The following is a 15607-nucleotide window of genomic DNA, read 5'->3' as shown; positions in this document are numbered from 1 at the left end:
GTCACCGCCCCTGCCACTTCGGCGGGCGCTTCTCCGTGAACGCCGCGTGGAACTCGGCGTAGTCCTCGCCGTTCATCAGGAGCGCCTGCGTGGACGCGTCCAGTTCGATGGAGGCGGCCAGCGGCATGTCGAGCTCCGAGGTGAGGAGCGCCTTCGTCTGCGCGTACGCGAGGGCCGGTCCGTCGGCGAGGCGCCGTGCCAGGGTCTGCGCGGCCTGCGCGGCGCCGCCCTCCTCCGTCAGCTCGCTGACGAGCCCGATCCGTTCGGCCTCGGGGGCGCGCACCGGCTCGCCCAGCATGAGCAGCCGCGTGGCGTGGCCGAGTCCGACGACGCGCGGAAGCAGGTAGGCCGCGCCCATGTCGCCGCCGGAGAGGCCGACCCGGGTGAAGAGGAAGGAGAAGCGTGCGGAGGGGTCGGCGACGCGGAAGTCCGAGGCGAGGGCGAGCACCGCTCCGGCGCCCGCCGCCACCCCGTGCACGGCGGCGATCACCGGGAACGGGCACTCCCTGATGGCGCGGACGACCTGGCCCGTCATGCGGTTGAAGTCGAGAAGCTGGGCCGTGTCCATACCGAGCGTGGCGCCGATGATCTCGTCGACGTCGCCGCCCGAGCAGAAGCCGCGGCCCTCGCCGCCGAGCACGAGGGCGCGCACGGACTTGTCGCGGGAGAGCTCGGCGAGGAGGTCGCGCAGGTCGGCGTAGGCGCCGAAGGTGAGTGCGTTGAGCTTGTCGGGGCGGGCGAGGGTGACCGTGGCGACGCCCTCGTCGACGGTGAGGCGCAGGTGCCGCCAGTCGGGGGTGCGGGTCGCGGAGCCGGTGAAGGGACTCATCAGGTGCGGCCTCCTCGGCCTGGGGCTGGAGTGCACGGGCAGGGGCTACCCATCGAAGTTATCACCGTTCCGTGACTGTCGTCACGACTGCGCGATACGCCGTCCGGGCGGAGGTCCCGCCAGGGAGCGGGAGACCCCGGAACACCTCGGGACCCCGCAGGGTCGGACGTCCCGACAACGCCCGACCGTCGCCCCTGTCGACACAGCGCTTAGGATTCGTACGGTTGAAAGCAGGACCGCCACCTGCTGCCCTGAACGGACCCGCCTTGCACGAGCCTTCCTCCCCCGCCTCCTGGCGCATCACCCTGCCGCACACCACGGCAGCCGTGCCGGTCGCGCGTGCCCTGGTCCGCACGGCGCTCACGGACATCGAGTCGTCCCCGGACACCGACACCGCCGAGCTCCTCACCGCGGAGCTGGTCGCCAACGCCGTGGAGCACACCGGCGGTCAGGACCCCATAGAGCTGGTGATCGAGCTGCTGCCGACGGGCTGCCAGGTCGAGGTGCACGACTCGAACCCGCTGCCGCCCGGCGACCTCACCGCCCCGGGTCCGCACGTCGAGCCGGACCCCTGGCAGGAGCACGGGCGCGGCCTGCTCCTGATCCGCACCCTCAGCTCGTCCTGCGGTCACCGCCCCACCGCGTCGGGCAAGGCGGTCTGGTTCACGCTCCCGACGAGGCCCCCGCACGCGTGCTGACGCCCGGCACCTCGCCCCGGCCCAGCCGCGAGTGCCGCCGCCCGTACAGCGCGTAGACGACCGCGCCCACCGCCACGAACACGGCGAACTGCAGCCATGTCGTCCAGCCCGTGCCCCAGATCAGGTAGAGGCAGAAGCCGACGCCGAGGAGCGGGCTCACCGGATGGAACGGCACCCGGAAGGTGCGCCGCAGATCCGGGGCGGAGCGGCGCAGCGCGATCACCGCGACGTTCACCACGACCATGATGGCGAGCGTGCCGATGGTGGTCAGGTTGACGACGACGTCGAGTGAGGAGAAAGCGGCGGGCACGGCGACGACCGCCGCGACGATCCACGTGTTGGCGACGGGGGTCCCGGTCCGCGGGGAGACGCGTTCGAAGACGCGCGGCATGAGCCCGTCGCGGGACATCGACATCAGGATGCGGGTCTGGCCGTACATCACGGCCAGCACCACGGAGGCGATGGCGACGACCGCGCCGAAGGCGATGATGCCGCCGCCGAGGGCCGAGTCGGTGACCTGGTCGACGATGAGCGAGAGCGCGGCGGGCTTGTCGGCGACGGCGTCCGGGCCGAGCGCGCCGATGGCCGCGAGCGCCACGGCGACGTAGAGCAGGGTCACGACGCCGATGCAGATCAGGATGGCGAGCGGAATGTTGCGCCGCGGGTTCCTCACCTCCTCACCGGCCGTCGTGACCGCGTCGAAGCCGATGAAGGAGAAGAAGGCGAGGGAGGCGCCCGCGGTGATGCCGGAGGCGCCCGCGCCCGCGAAGGGCGTCAGGTTGCCGTCCTCGAAGGCGGTGAACGCGATCGCGAGGAAGAGCAGCAGGATGCCGATCTTCAGTACCGCCATGGCGGCCGTGGCACCGGCGCTCTCGCGGATGCCGCGGACCAGGAGCACGGCGGCGAGCAGGATGACGACGACGGCGGGCAGGTTCACCGCGCCGCCCTCGCCGGGCCCCGCGGACAGTGCGGCGGGCAGCTCCCACCCGGTGAGGCTGTGCAGCAGCTCGTTCAGGTACTGGCTCCAGCCGACCGCGACCGCGGAGACCGACACGCCGTACTCCAGGAGCAGGCACCAGCCCACGAGGAACGCGGTGCGTTCGCCCAGCGAGGCGTACGCGAAGGAGTACGAGCTGCCCGACACCGGGATCGCACCCCCCAGCTCGGCGAACGAGAACGCGGTGAAGATGCAGGTCACGGCCGCGAGGACGTAGGAGATCGCGACGGCGGGACCCGCTTCGGCGACGGAGTCCGAGAGGCCGACGAAGATGCCGGTGCCGACGATCGCGCCGACGCCGAAGCACACGAGCTGGAAGAGCCCCATGGTGCGCCGCAGGCCGTGGCCCTCGAGGTCCGCGCCGGATTCGGCGACGAGCTGGTCGGGGGACTTGATGCGAAGCCCGTTGGCGCGTGTGGGGCTCATGGGGTGGTTCTCGATTCTGGTGGTGCGTGGTGCGATGGTGCGGGTTGGTCGGGCCTCGTGCGGTCTCAGGTGAGCGTCGCCACCAGCACTGCCTTGATCGTGTGCATACGGTTCTCCGCCTCGTCGAACACCACGGAGTGCTCCGACTCGAAGACCTCGTCCGTGACCTCCAGGGATTCGAGGCCGTACGTCTCGTGGACCTCGCGGCCGACCTTCGTGCCGAGGTCGTGGAAGGCGGGCAGGCAGTGCAGGAATTTTACGTCCGGGTTGCCCGTGGCGCGCAGGACGTCCATCGTCACCGCGTAGGGCACGAGGGCCGCTATGCGCTCGGCCCACACCTCCTGCGGCTCCCCCATCGACACCCAGACGTCCGTGCCGACGAAGTCCGCGCCCCGGACGCCCTCCGCGACGTCCTCGGTGAGCGTCAGACGGGCCCCGCTGGCCTCGGCGAGTTCCTGGGCCCGCGCGCGGATCTCCGGGGCCGGCCAGTACGCCTCGGGGGCGACGATGCGCACGTCCATGCCGAGCAGCGCGCCGGTGATCAGGTAGGAGTTGCCCATGTTGAAGCGGGCGTCGCCGAGGTAGGCGAAGGCGATGCCGGTGAGGGGCTTGGCGCTGTGCTCGGTCATCGTGAGCACGTCGGCGAGCATCTGGGTGGGGTGCCAGGAGTCGGTCAGGCCGTTGTAGACGGGCACGCCCGCGTGGGCGGCGAGCGTCTCGACCGTGTCCTGCGCGTCCCCGCGGAACTCGATGGCGTCGAACATCCGGCCGAGCACCCGGGCGGTGTCCTTGGAGGATTCCTTCTTGCCGATGTGCGAGCCCGCCGGATCGATGTACACCGTCGAGGCGCCCTGGTCGGCGGCGGCCACCTCGAAGGCGCAGCGGGTCCGCGTCGAGTTCTTCTCGAAGATCAGCGCGATGTTCCTGCCCCGCAGCCGCCGCGTCTCGGCCCCGGCCTTCTTGGCCGCCTTCAGCTCCGCGGCCAGCTCGATCAGGCCGCGGAACTCGTCGGCGGTGAAGTCCAGCTCCTTGAGGAAGTGGCGGCCGGTGAGGTCTGTGGCCATGAGGCGCTCCAGGAATGCGGATGGGCGTACGAAAGACGGTGACCTTTGAAACTATATACGACGCTCCACATTTATATACAGAGGCCGGGGTGGGGCCGACCGCGCCGCGTACGCGACCTACAGGCCCGGCACGGGGTCCCGCTGCACCGGACAACTCATGCACCGCGGCCCGCCCCGGCCGCGTCCCAGCTCGCTCCCCAGGATCTCGATGACCTCGATGCCCTGCTTGCGCAGGTGCGTGTTGGTCGTCGAGTTCCTCTCGTACGCGACGACGACGCCCGGCTCCACCGCGAGGACGTTGCACCCGTCGTCCCACTGCTCCCGCTCGGCCGCGTGCACGTCCTGCGTGGCCGTGAGGACGCGGATGCCGTCGAGACCGAGCGCGGCGGCGATGGCGCGGTGCATGTGCTCCGGCGGATGGTCGGTGACCTTCAGCTCCCGCTCCCCCACGCCCGGCTCGATCGTGTACGAGCGGAGCATGCCGAGCCCCGCGTACTGCGTGAACGTGTCGCCGTCGACCATCGTCATCACCGTGTCGAGGTGCATGAACGCGCGCCGCTTCGGCATGTCCAGAGCCACGATGGTCTGCGCGGAGCCCGCCGCGAACAGCTTGTGCGCGAGCATCTCGACGGCCTGCGGCGTGGTGCGCTCGCTCATGCCGATGAGCACCGCCCCCTTGCCGATCACCAGGACGTCGCCGCCCTCGATGGTCGAGGGGTAGTCCGCCTGACCGCGCGACCAGACGTGGAAGTCCTCGCCGCGGAACAGCGGGTGGTGCCGGTAGATCGCCTCGAAGTGCACGGTCTCGCGCTGCCGCGCGGGCCAGCGCATCGCGTTGATGGAGACGCCGTCGTAGATCCAGGCGGAGGTGTCCCGGGTGAAGAGGTGGTTGGGCAGCGGGCCGAGGAGGAAGTCGTCCAGGTCCATGCAGTGGAAGCGCACGGACGTCGGCTCGGCGTGGCGCTCCAGGAACTCCCGCTTGGTCATCCCGCCGACCAGCGCCTCCGCGAGCTCGGTCGAGGGCAGGGTCTCGAACGCGGCCCTCAAGTGGTCGGTGGCGAGCGGCCCGTACTCCTTCTCGTCGAAGACGCGGTCCAGGACGAGGAGGCGGGCCGCGGGCACGTCCAGGGTCTCGGTCAGCAGGTCGCCGAAGAGATGGACCGCGACGCCGCGGTCGCGCAGCACGTCCGCGAACCCGTCGTGCTCCTGACGGGCCCTGCGCACCCACAGGACGTCGTCGAAGAGCAGGGCGTCCTTGTTGCTCGGAGTCAGCCGCTTGAGCTCCAGATCGGGGCGGTGCAGTATGACGCGGCGCAGCCGCCCGGCCTCGGAGTCGACATGGAATCCCATGGGGTCCATCTTTCCCCGGCCGGACGGCCCACGCGCATCGTTGCCCAAAGCTGTCGGTCGACCGGCTAGAGCCGGGGATCCACCGGCTCCGACTCCAGGGCCAGGACCGCGAACACCGCCTCGTGCACCCGCCACAGCGGCTCGCCGTCCGCCAGGCGGTCCAGCGCCTCCAGACCCAGCGCGTACTCACGGACGGCCAGCGACCGCTTGTGGCCGAGGGAGCGGTCGCGCAGCTTCGCCAGGTTCTCCGGACGCGTGTACTCCGGGCCGTAGACGATCCGCAGGTACTCGCGGCCGCGGCACTTGATGCCGGGCTGGACGAGCCGGCCCTGCGCGTTCCTGACCAGCGCCCCGACCGGCTTGACGACCATGCCCTCGCCACCGCGGCTCGTCATCTCCAGCCACCAGTCGACGCCCGCCCGCACGGACTCCGGGTCACCCGTGTCGACGTACAGGCGGCGGGTGGTCTGGAGCAGGTCGGAGCCCTGGCTGCTGTCGTGCTCCACCATGCGGTCGATCAGGGCCAGCTGCTCGTCGTGCGGGAGCCCGGCGAGGCTGCGGCCCTGGACGGCCAGGATCTGGAACGGCGCGAGGCGCACGCCCTCCAGGCCCTCGGTCGGCCAGCAGTAGCGGCGGTAGGCCTCGGTGAACGCGGTGGCGTCCGCGGCGCGTTCGCGCTGGCGTGCCAGGAGTTCGCCCGTGTCGACGCCGCGTGCCGTCGCCGCTTCGAGCGCGGCGATCGCACCGGGGAGCACGGCACCGGCGGCGGCGCCCACGGCGGCGTACTGCGTGCGGAGCAGCCCCGACGCCTTCAGCGACCACGGCATCAGCTCCGCGTCGAGCAGCAGCCAGTCCGTCGCCAGCTCCTCCCACAGTCCTGCCTCGGTGACGGCGTCGCGCACCCGGCCGAGGATCTCCTCGGTGACCGCGGGGTCGTCGAAGAAGGGGCGGCCGGTGCGGGTGCAGAGGGAGCCGGTGGGCGCTGCTCCGGTGGAACCGTCCCCCACCCCGAACCGCTCGCGGGCCACGTCCGCGTCGCGGCAGACCAGGACCACCGCGCGCGACCCCATGTGCTTCTCCTCGCACACGACGCGGCCGACGCCGTCGTCCGCGTACGCGGCGAAGGCCTCCTCCGGGTGTTCCAGGTAGCCCTCGCGCCGGGACGTGGCCGTCGGGGCCATCGTCGGCGGCAGGTACGGGAGCAGGCGCGGGTCGGCGGCGAAGCGGCTCATGACCTCCAGGGCCGCGGCGGCGTTCTCCTCGCGCACGGCGACGCGGCCCACGTGCCGTGTCTCGACCACGCGGCGGCCGTGTACGTCGTTCAGGTCGAGCGGACGCCCGTCGTGGCCGCCCGGCGCCTCGGTGCGCAGCGGCTTGGCGGGCTCGTACCAGACACGCTCCGCCGGTACGTCGACGAGTTCGCGCTCCGGCCAGCGCAGCGCGGTCAGTCTGCCGCCGAAGACGGCGCCGGTGTCCAGGCAGATGGTGTTGTTGAGCCAGGTCGCGGTCGGTACGGGGGTGTGGCCGTAGACGACCGCGGCCTTGCCCCGGTACTCCTCCGCCCACGGGTAGCGCACGGGCAGACCGAACTCGTCGGTCTCGCCGGTCGTGTCGCCGTACAGGGCGTGCGAGCGGACCCGGCCCGAGGTGCGGCCGTGGTACTTCTCGGGCAGGCCCGCGTGGCAGACGACGAGCCGGCCGCCGTCCAGGACGTAGTGCGAGACGAGGCCGTCGATGAACTCCCGCACCTGCGCGCGGAACTCCTCGCTCTCTGCGGACAGCTGCTCGACGGTCTCGGCGAGTCCGTGGGTGTGCTGGACGCCGCGGCCCTTGAGGTGGCGGCCGAGCTTGTTCTCGTGGTTGCCGGGCACGCAGAGGGCGGTGCCCGCGGCGACCATCGACATGACGCGCCGCAGCACGCCCGGGGTGTCCGGGCCGCGGTCGACGAGGTCGCCGACGAACACGGCGGTGCGGCCCTCGGGGTGCACGCCGTCCACGTAGCCGAGCTTGCCGAGCAGGGTCTCCAGCTCGGCGGCGCAGCCGTGGATGTCGCCGACGATGTCGAAGGGGCCCGTGAGGTGGGTGAGGTCGTTGTACCGCTTCTCGGTGACGACGGTCGCGGCGTCGATCTCCTCGGCCCCGCGCAGGACGTGCACCTTGCGGAAGCCCTCGCGCTCCAGGTGGCGCAGGGACCGCCGCAGTTCGCGCTGGTGGCGCTGGATGACGCGGCGCGGCAGGTCCGCGCGGTCGGCGCGGGCGGCGTTGCGCGCGGCGCAGACGTCCTCGGGGACGTCGAGCACGATGGCGATGGGCAGCACGTCGTACTGCCTGGCCAGCTCGACGAGCTGCTTGCGGCTGTCGCTCTGCACGCTGGTCGCGTCGATGACGGTGCGGCGGCCGGCTGCGAGGCGCTTGCCCGCGATGTAGTGCAGCACGTCGAAGGCGTCGCGGCTCGCGCCCTGGTCGTTCTCGTCGTCGGCGACGAGGCCGCGACAGAAGTCGCTCGATATGACCTCGGTCGCCTTGAAGTGCCGACGCGCGAACGTCGACTTGCCGGAGCCGGTGGCGCCGATCAGGACGACGAGGGAGAGGTCGGTGACGGGGAGGACGCGGGCGGCGTCGGGCGTGCGGGTGTCACTGGTGTTGCCGGTGTCGTTCGTCATGCGACCTGATCCTTCTTCGCTGCCTCGGCTGCCCTGCCTGCGCCTGCCGCCTTGGTCTCCTGGGTGAACACGGCCATCTGTGTGGGCGGACCCACCTCGGGGTCGTCGTCGCCGACGGGCACGAACCGGATGTCGTAGCCGTGCCGTTCGCCGACGCGGCGGGCCCATTCCGCGAACTGCGCCCGCGTCCACTCGAAGCGGTGGTCGCCGTGGCGCGCGTGGCCCGCGGGGAGCGATTCCCAGCGGACGTTGTACTCGACGTTGGGCGTGGTCACGAGGACGGTACGGGGACGCGCGGAGCCGAACACGGCGTACTCCAGGGCGGGCAGCCGTGCCTCGTCGAGGTGCTCGACGACCTCGCTGAGCACGGCGGCGTCGTACCCCTTGAGCCGCTTGTCGGTGTACGCGAGGGAGCCCTGCATGAGCTGGACGCGTCCTGCCTGGCGCTCGCCCATGCGGTCGAGCCCGAGCCGCCGGGAGGCGACGGTCAGCGCGCGCATGGACACGTCGACCCCGACGATCTCGGTGTAGCGGACGTCCTTGAGCAGAGCCTGCACCAACTGGCCCTGGCCGCACCCGAGGTCGAGCACGCGTCCGGCACCGGCGTCGGCGAGCTCGGCGAGGATCGCCTCCCGGCGCCGCACGGCGAGCGGCACCGGCTTCTCCTCGGTGTCGGTGTCCTCGTCGACGGCGTTGTCGATGTCGTCGACGTCCGTGTCGTCCGCGTCGGCGAGCCGCACGAGTTCGAGCCGCTCCCTGGCGTCCCGGGTCAGGGACCGGCGCCGCGACAGGTAGCGACTGGTGATGACGTCCTGCTCGGGGTGGCCCGCGAGCCACCCTTCCCCGGCTCGCAGCAGCTTGTCGACCTCGTCGGGCGAGACCCAGTAGTGCTTGGCGTCGTCGAGGACGGGCAGCAGCACGTACAGGTGCCGCAGGGCCTCGCCCAGCGTCAGCGTCGCGTCGGGCGCTTCGAGTACGAGGTGTACGTACCGCGAGTCGCCCCACTCGGGGAACCGCACGTCCAACGGCACGGGCGTCGCCGTCACGGCCCACCCGAGCGGCTCGAACAGCGCCCGCACGAGCTCGGCACCGCCGCGGGCGGGCAGCGCGGGCACCTCCACACGGAGCGGCAACGGCTCCGCGACCCGCTGGGGCCGCGCGGCGCAGACGCCCCGCATGGCACTGGAGAACACGGCGCCGAGCGCCACGGCGAGCAGCGACGAGGCGGCGTAGGGCCGGTCGTTCACGTACTGGGCGAGGGCCGCGTCCGGGGCTCCGCCCCGCCCCTTGGCCTTCCCCTTCCCGCGCCGCACGAGCGCGACGGGGTCGACCTCGAGGAGCAGCGCGGCGGTGCAGCGCTCGTCGGTGGCCTCGGGGAAGAGGACGTGCGCGGTCCCGTAGGACACGCTGCGCGTATGCCGGTTGTCGGGGTGCTTGTGCAGCAGGAAGCCGAGGTCGGTGGCGGGGCGTTCGGCGGTACCGGTGGTACTGATCGTCAGAAACACTTCAGGTCGGCCTCGAAACACAGCCTGGGCTGCGGTTGGGTGATCAACGGTCGGACGCGGCGCACAGCTTCCGCGGGACGCTCTCCGCCCCCGGCGCGCCCCTTCAACGTACAGCGAACACACCGGGCACACGCAGGGATTTTCGCCGCCGCACGGCCCCGGACCAGGCACGGAGCGGCGTCGTGCGGTCCGCCGCGAGGGTCTCGCGGGAAGCGGGGTAAGAGAGGTGTGCTCAGGTGTCGTGAGGATGGAGGACGGTGTGGACTGGGCCTGGTTCGGGAAGCAGATGGCCTCGATGGCCCGGGATCTGCTGGCGCAGAGTTCGGTCGACGACACGCTGGAGCGGATCACCGCGTCGGCGACCGCGCTCGTAGAGGGCTGTGACGCGGCGGGCATCCTGATCCTGCACGGCCCGCAGGTGGAGACGCTCGCCCCCACCCATCAGCTCGTCGTCGACAGTGACGAGCTGCAGGCGCGCAAGGGCGAGGGACCGTGTTTTGACGCGGCGCGCAGTGTGGGCGGCGAGCGGGTCTTCCGGATCTCCGACTTCACCCGCGAGCAGCCGCGCTGGCCCTCGTACGCCGCCGAGGCGCGGGCGATGGGCATCGGCAGCATGATGGGGTTCCTGCTCTTCACGGAGGACGAGGAGCTCGGCGCGCTCAACCTCTACTCCGCACGGCCCGGAGCCTTCACCGAGGACGACGAGACGGCCGGCGTGCTCCTCGCCTCGCACGCGGCGGTCGCCTTCTCCAGCGCCCGTACGCACGCCCAGATGGAGCGGGCCCTTTCCACCCGGCACACCATCGGCGAGGCGATGGGCATCCTGATGGGCAGGCACCGCCTCACGGAGGAGGAGGCCTTCGACGTGCTGCGGCGCTACTCGCAGGAGAGGAACGTCAAGCTGCGCGACGTCGCGGACCGGATCTGCACGCAGGGGCAGTTCGCCGCGGAGTCGTGATGTCCCTGTACAGGGCCCCGTACCCGGGCGCGGCTTCCCCGGCTCATGGCCGAACCAGGGAAACCTGGGCCGGAACAGTCCCCCGGGGGAACGCTGCCGCACCGGCCCTGCACACCAAGTCCCCAGTCGCGCAGTGTTCACTCACGTACGTGTGAACAACCGCGTTGATTCAACGGCAATCATTTGTTGATTGCTTTCGGCCACCCTGTGCCCGTCGCTATTCGGGGGAAGACAGGGAATTTCAGTGTCGGATACACGTATCTCGGTGGCCGTGCACGCCACCGACCCCCTCAGCAGGGCCGGGGTCATCAGCCATCTGCGGCACGAGCCCACCGTGGAGCTGGTGGACCGGGCCGGAGACGGCTCCGCCCCCGCGCCACCCGGTACGTCGACGGCCACCGCGCAGGAACGCGTCGCCGTCATGCTCGTCGACCGGCTCGACGACCCGGCGGGCAGCGAGCTGCGCCGCCTCGCCCGGTCCACGGAACAGCGCGTCGTCCTCATCGCCAGCGAGCTGCGTGAGCCCGAACTGCTCGCGGTCGTCGAGTACGGCGTGCGGGCCATCCTCTGGCGCCACCAGGCCACCCCGCAGAAACTGCTGCGGGCCGTGCACAGCGCGGCGCGCGGCGAGGGCGAGCTGCCGCCCGACCTCATCAACCGGCTCATGACCCAGCTGGGCCGCCTCCGGCTCTCCGCGCTCGACGGCACCCCGTCCGCCGCCGGCGCCCTCGTGCCGACGCTGGGCATGGCGCCCCGCGAGGTCGACGTGGTACGGCTGATCGCGGAGGGGCTCGACACCAAGCAGATATCGGAGAAGCTCGCCTACTCCGAACGCACCGTCAAGAACGTTCTGCACGCGCTGATGACGCGCCTGCAGCTGCAGAACCGCGCGCATGCCGTCGCGTACGCGCTGCGGGAAGGGTACATCTGATGCGGCGACAGCCGATGCGGCGACCGGCCACGACCCTTGACCACATACGGGGGGCGCGGCCGTGATCCACGAAGTCGACGAGGCGCTGCGCGCGCTGTTGCGGGAGGCGCTTCCGGAGGGGACCGGCGAGGTCGTCTTCGAGGCGCCGACCCGCGACTGGGCGGCGCGGCGCAACGCACCCACCCTCAACTCCTACCTGTACGACATCCGCGAGGACGTCGCCCGCCGCGAACGCGGCGCCTACGCCGAGCGGGGGCCGGACGGCGTCGTGCTGCGCAGGCGGCAGCCGCCCCGCTGGTTCCGGCTCTCCTACCTGCTCACCGCCTGGACCAACCGCCCCGAGGACGAGCACCGGCTGCTCTCCGCGGCCCTCGGCACGCTCCTCGCCCACGAACTGCTGCCCCCGGACCGGCTGCCGGACGCGCTCGCCGCGCTCGGCGCCACGCTGCCGCTGTCCGTCGCCGTACCGCCGCCCGAGGCACGGTCCATCGCCGACATCTGGTCGGCGCTCGGCGGTGAGCTCAAGCCGTCCCTCGATGTCGTGATCACCGTGCCGTTCCCGGTCTCGCCCACGTACGACGTGGCACCGCCGGTCACCGAGGGCGCGGTCGTGGCGGTCCGCGGCCTCGACGGGGAGCCGGGCGACTCCCGGCCCCGGATGACACGGAAACGGCGCGACGGCGACGGGGCGGGGGCGGACACGTGAGCGCGCTCGACACCGGCGCGCAGAACGCCATGGTCGCGCGGCTCGAGGCGTTGCGCGGACGCGTGGCCGAGCTGGTCGAGCGGCGCTCCGCCGACGACCCCACGGCCGCGGATCCGCTCCGCGGGATGTACGTGACGCCCGAGACGGCCTTTCGGCTCGCCACCACTCCCCTGCCCGCCGCGACGGCAGTTCCCGGTGGCACCGACGGCGCCGGCGCGGAGGACGGGGATCCGGGCGAGAGTCCTGACCCGCTCGACTCGCTGGCCCGGGAGTTCGGGCTCAGCGCGCTCGACCGGCACATCCTGCTCGCCGCTCTCGCCCCCGACGTCGACCGCCGCTTCGAGCCGCTGTACGGCTACCTCAACGACGACGTCGGGCGCCGCCGCGCCACCGTCACGCTGGCACTCGACCTCTCCGGCACCGGACCGCACGATCCGCTCGCCCGGCGCCGCTTCCACCCCCGGTCACCGCTGCGTGCCGGGGGCCTGATCGTCGTGGAGGACGAGGAGCGGCCACTGCCGGGGCGGGCGCTGCGGGTGCCGGAGCGGGTGGTGGCGCAGCTGCTCGGGGACGACGCGCTCGACCCGGAACTCGTCGACCACGACGTGGAGTTGCTGGACGTCGAGTCGGCTGGAGACGCCGGGGGCGCCAGGGATGCCGGGTCCTCACACCCCCTCGCCGTCCGCCTCGCCGCCCTCGCCGCCGGGCGGGCGCTGCGCGTGCATCTGCGCGAGCGCAGGGAGGGCACCGCCGCCGAGCCGGTGGCCGACGCGCTGCGGGCGGCCGGGCTGCCCGTGCTGCGGTACCGGCCGACGGGCACGGCGGGTGAGGGTGAGGCCGCGGCGGTCGCGCTGGTCCGTGAGGCGCGGCTGCGGCGTGCCGCGCTCCTCGTGGGGCCGCTGCCCGACGCACCCGGGCCCCTGATGCGGTCCTTGGTCTCCGCCGACGTGCCGGTCGTGTTCTTCGGGAGCGAGCCGTACGACCCGGGGTGGGCGCCCGACGCCGGGCTGCTCGTCCTCGACGCGCCGCAGGACTCCGTCGACACGGCCGGTACGTGGCAGACCGAACTCGCGCGGCACTCCCCCGCGTACGAGCCGGACTTCGACCTCGGCGAGGCCGTGGCCCCGTACCGGCTCAGCGGGACGCAGATCCGGCGCGCGGCCCGGGACGCCGCCGAGCTGGCCGCGTTCGACGGGACCGCGCCCACCGTGGCGCATCTGCAGCGCAGTGCCCGGCTCCAGTCCGCGCCGCTGCTCGACAAGCACGCCCGGCGGATCAGGCCCGAGGTCGGCTTCGCGGACCTCGTGCTCCCCGACGAGCCTCTCGCGATGCTCGGCGAGCTGACGCTGCGCGCCCGGCACCGCGACAAGGTGCTCGGCGAGTGGCGGCTGCGCACGGGCGGCGGGCGCGGACGCGGTGTCATCGCGCTGTTCGCCGGGGACTCCGGCACCGGCAAGACGCTGTCGGCGGAGGTCGTGGCCGGTGAGCTCGGCCTGGACCTGTACGTGGTGGACCTGTCGGCGGTCGTCGACAAGTACATCGGCGAGACGGAGAAGAACCTGGAGCGGATCTTCGTGGAGGCCGACCGCACGGACGCGGTGCTGCTCTTCGACGAGGCCGACGCGGTCTTCGGCAAGCGCTCGGAGGTCAAGAGCTCGCACGACCGGTACGCCAACCTGGAGAGCGCGTACCTGCTGCAGCGCCTGGAGGCGTTCGACGGGATCGCGGTGCTGACCACGAACCTGCGGGCCAACATCGACGACGCGTTCACGCGCCGCCTCGACCTGGTGGTCGACTTCCCGTTCCCGGACGTCGAGCAGCGGCTCGCCCTGTGGCGCACGTGCCTGACGGGGACGCCCTGCGCCGACGACCTGGACGAGGAACTCGCCGCCTGCGCGAAGGAGTTCGAGCTGTCGGGCGGCGCGATCCGGTCGGCCGCCGTGACCGCCGCGTATCAGGCGGCGGGCCACGGCGGCCCGGTGTCCGGCGCGGACGTCAGGGCCGGCGCCCGCCGCGAGTACCGCAAGATGGGCCGCCTGGAACCGGGTACGTCCCTGCCCTGGCAACGCTGACCGATGACGGTCTCCGGCCGGCCGGGGTCACTCCGGCCAGTCGGAGATCGTCCAGCCCATGCTCTTGCGGTCGTCGCACTTCCACGTGACCGCGCTCGTGTCGTTCTGCATGTCGACCAGGCACTCGCCGTTGCCGACGGCGACGATGTGGGTCAGGCCGTCGGGCTGGCTCTCCAGCTTCCACTTCTGGTTGTCCGGGAGTCGGCCGCTCTTGATGTTCTCCGGGGGCGCGTGGAAGATCTGCACGATGTTCGTGCCGACCTTCAGGTCCATGACGGCGCCGGGGGCGTTCGCGGCCTCCAGGGAGTACGTGTCGGTCTCCGGGTAGTGGTGCAGGATCCACTTCTGGTTCTTGCCGAACTCGTCCGTCAGCTCCGGGTTCTGTCCGACGTATGTGCCGTCCGCCTTCGCGCCCCGCTTGGTCTCCAGGTACCAGCCGCTGCCCTCCGCGCTGCGGATCGTGCGCAGCTTGGGGCCCTTCGGCTTGGGCTCCTTCGGCCCGCCGCCACCGCCACCACCACCGGACTCCGGCGGCTTGGCCTCGTTCGCGGGCTCCTTCGGCTCCTCTTTCTCCTCGGAGGCGCTCGGCGACGGACTCGGCGCCTTCTTCATGCCGTCGCTCTGCGGCAGCTCCCGCTGCTCACCGGCCTTCTCCTTGGCCTGCGTCGACATGGCCGGCTTGTGGTTGAACCACATCACGGCGAACGCGAGGGCCAGCGCGAAGAGCACCGAGAGGACGGCCATCGCCCAGCGCGGGATGAACGACGGCTGGACGTACGTGCCGCGCAGCTCCACCGGCTCCGGCACCCCGGCCCGCAGCACGGACACCGTGAACGGGTGCTTGACGGTGCCGCCGACCCAGCTCACCGAGCCGGGCTTGATGCTGAGGTCGGCGAACGCGGCCCGGCCCGGCGCGACCTGCACCGATCCCGGCTCCGACTCGACCTCCAGCTCGTCGCCGTTCTCACGGCCCGAGAAGGACGCCGTGAGCTGCTGGTTGCCGAGGTTGTCGACGGCCACGGACGCCTTGGCGCGCAGTCGGCCGCGTACGACCAACGGGAGAAGTTCCGTGCGGAGTTCGGCGAACGGTCCGACCGTGACCTGGCCCTCGGCGACGTCCACGGTGTGCGGGGTCTCGCGGGGCTGCACGCGGACGCCGAACGGGGTCGGGCCCGCCTGCGCGTCCGAGGTGCGGGGCGGGGCGAACTCCACCTGGGCGGTGCCCTCGGCCCCCGGGTACAGCCGCAGGACGTCGGGCTGCACGCGGGCCCAGCCCGCCGCCGCGCCGACCACCTGGAGGCGGTACTCCTCGACCGTGTCGCCGGTGTTGCGCACCCGCAGCCGCACGCTCGCGGTCGAGCCGGGCTCGACGGTCGTCGCCGTCGGTTCGAGAGAGGTCCACATGCCG

The 15607-nt window shown here is 72.2% G+C and carries 12 protein-coding genes; 5 read left to right on the top strand and 7 right to left on the bottom strand.

Annotated elements, in window-relative coordinates:
• Nucleotide 1: 1 nt before the first annotated feature.
• Nucleotides 2-829, bottom strand: coding sequence for an enoyl-CoA hydratase family protein (locus tag DEJ47_RS29475; protein ID WP_150173297.1), 828 nt, complete (start codon nt 827-829; stop codon nt 2-4).
• 251 nt (nt 830-1080) lie between these two features.
• Here DEJ47_RS29475 and DEJ47_RS29470 point away from each other — a divergent pair, with 251 nt between their 5' ends.
• Nucleotides 1081-1527, top strand: coding sequence for an ATP-binding protein (locus DEJ47_RS29470; RefSeq protein ID WP_150175933.1), 447 nt, complete (start codon nt 1081-1083; stop codon nt 1525-1527).
• On the opposite strand, the gene DEJ47_RS29465 is transcribed toward DEJ47_RS29470, so the two are convergent.
• The 5 genes from DEJ47_RS29465 to DEJ47_RS29445 all read right to left on the bottom strand — a co-directional run bounded on the left by DEJ47_RS29465 (nt 1493) and on the right by DEJ47_RS29445 (nt 9532).
• Complete coding sequence (locus DEJ47_RS29465) at nt 1493-2950, bottom strand: amino acid permease (protein WP_150173295.1); 1458 nt, start codon at nt 2948-2950, stop codon at nt 1493-1495. The genes DEJ47_RS29470 and DEJ47_RS29465 overlap by 35 nt on opposite strands.
• Before the next feature lie 65 nt (nt 2951-3015).
• A complete protein-coding gene (gene argF, locus DEJ47_RS29460; protein WP_150173293.1) occupies nt 3016-4014 on the bottom strand; it encodes an ornithine carbamoyltransferase in 999 nt (332 codons plus the stop codon).
• A 117-nt stretch (nt 4015-4131) separates the two neighbouring features.
• Entirely contained in the window at nt 4132-5364 is a 1233-nt protein-coding gene (locus tag DEJ47_RS29455) for an arginine deiminase (protein ID WP_150173291.1), read from the bottom strand.
• A gap of 65 nt (nt 5365-5429) precedes the next feature.
• Nucleotides 5430-8027: a polynucleotide kinase-phosphatase gene (locus DEJ47_RS29450; protein ID WP_150173289.1), complete on the bottom strand. Its 2598-nt coding sequence runs from the start codon at nt 8025-8027 to the stop codon at nt 5430-5432.
• Nucleotides 8024-9532, bottom strand: a complete 1509-nt coding sequence (locus DEJ47_RS29445) for a 3' terminal RNA ribose 2'-O-methyltransferase Hen1 (protein WP_150173287.1) — start codon at nt 9530-9532, stop codon at nt 8024-8026. Before DEJ47_RS29445 ends, DEJ47_RS29450 begins: the two co-directional genes overlap by 4 nt.
• Before the next feature lie 247 nt (nt 9533-9779).
• Between DEJ47_RS29445 and DEJ47_RS29440 the strand changes: the two genes are divergently transcribed.
• From DEJ47_RS29440 to DEJ47_RS29425, 4 genes are all read left to right on the top strand, one after another.
• Nucleotides 9780-10490 carry a GAF and ANTAR domain-containing protein gene (locus DEJ47_RS29440; protein WP_150173285.1) on the top strand — a complete coding sequence of 237 codons (711 nt, stop codon included), beginning with the start codon at nt 9780-9782 and terminating at the stop codon, nt 10488-10490.
• Between the two features lie 244 nt (nt 10491-10734).
• On the top strand, nt 10735-11421 hold the full coding sequence (locus DEJ47_RS29435; RefSeq protein WP_150173283.1) for a response regulator transcription factor: 687 nt from the start codon (nt 10735-10737) through the stop codon (nt 11419-11421).
• A 61-nt stretch (nt 11422-11482) separates the two neighbouring features.
• Nucleotides 11483-12127 carry a DUF4255 domain-containing protein gene (locus DEJ47_RS29430; RefSeq protein ID WP_150173281.1) on the top strand — a complete coding sequence of 215 codons (645 nt, stop codon included), beginning with the start codon at nt 11483-11485 and terminating at the stop codon, nt 12125-12127.
• A gap of 29 nt (nt 12128-12156) precedes the next feature.
• Nucleotides 12157-14199, top strand: a complete 2043-nt coding sequence (locus tag DEJ47_RS29425) for an ATP-binding protein (RefSeq protein WP_150175932.1) — start codon at nt 12157-12159, stop codon at nt 14197-14199.
• A gap of 27 nt (nt 14200-14226) precedes the next feature.
• Here the strand turns inward: DEJ47_RS29425 and DEJ47_RS29420 are convergent, their stop codons facing one another.
• Nucleotides 14227-15603: a hydrogenase expression protein gene (locus tag DEJ47_RS29420; protein WP_150173279.1), complete on the bottom strand. Its 1377-nt coding sequence runs from the start codon at nt 15601-15603 to the stop codon at nt 14227-14229.
• Nucleotides 15604-15607 lie beyond the last annotated feature (4 nt).

Source organism: Streptomyces venezuelae (genome assembly GCF_008642355.1).
Taxonomy (GTDB): Bacteria; Actinomycetota; Actinomycetes; order Streptomycetales; family Streptomycetaceae; genus Streptomyces; species Streptomyces venezuelae_B.
The sequence above is the reverse complement of the archived record's forward strand: the minus strand, read 5'-3'. Positions and strand labels throughout refer to the sequence as shown.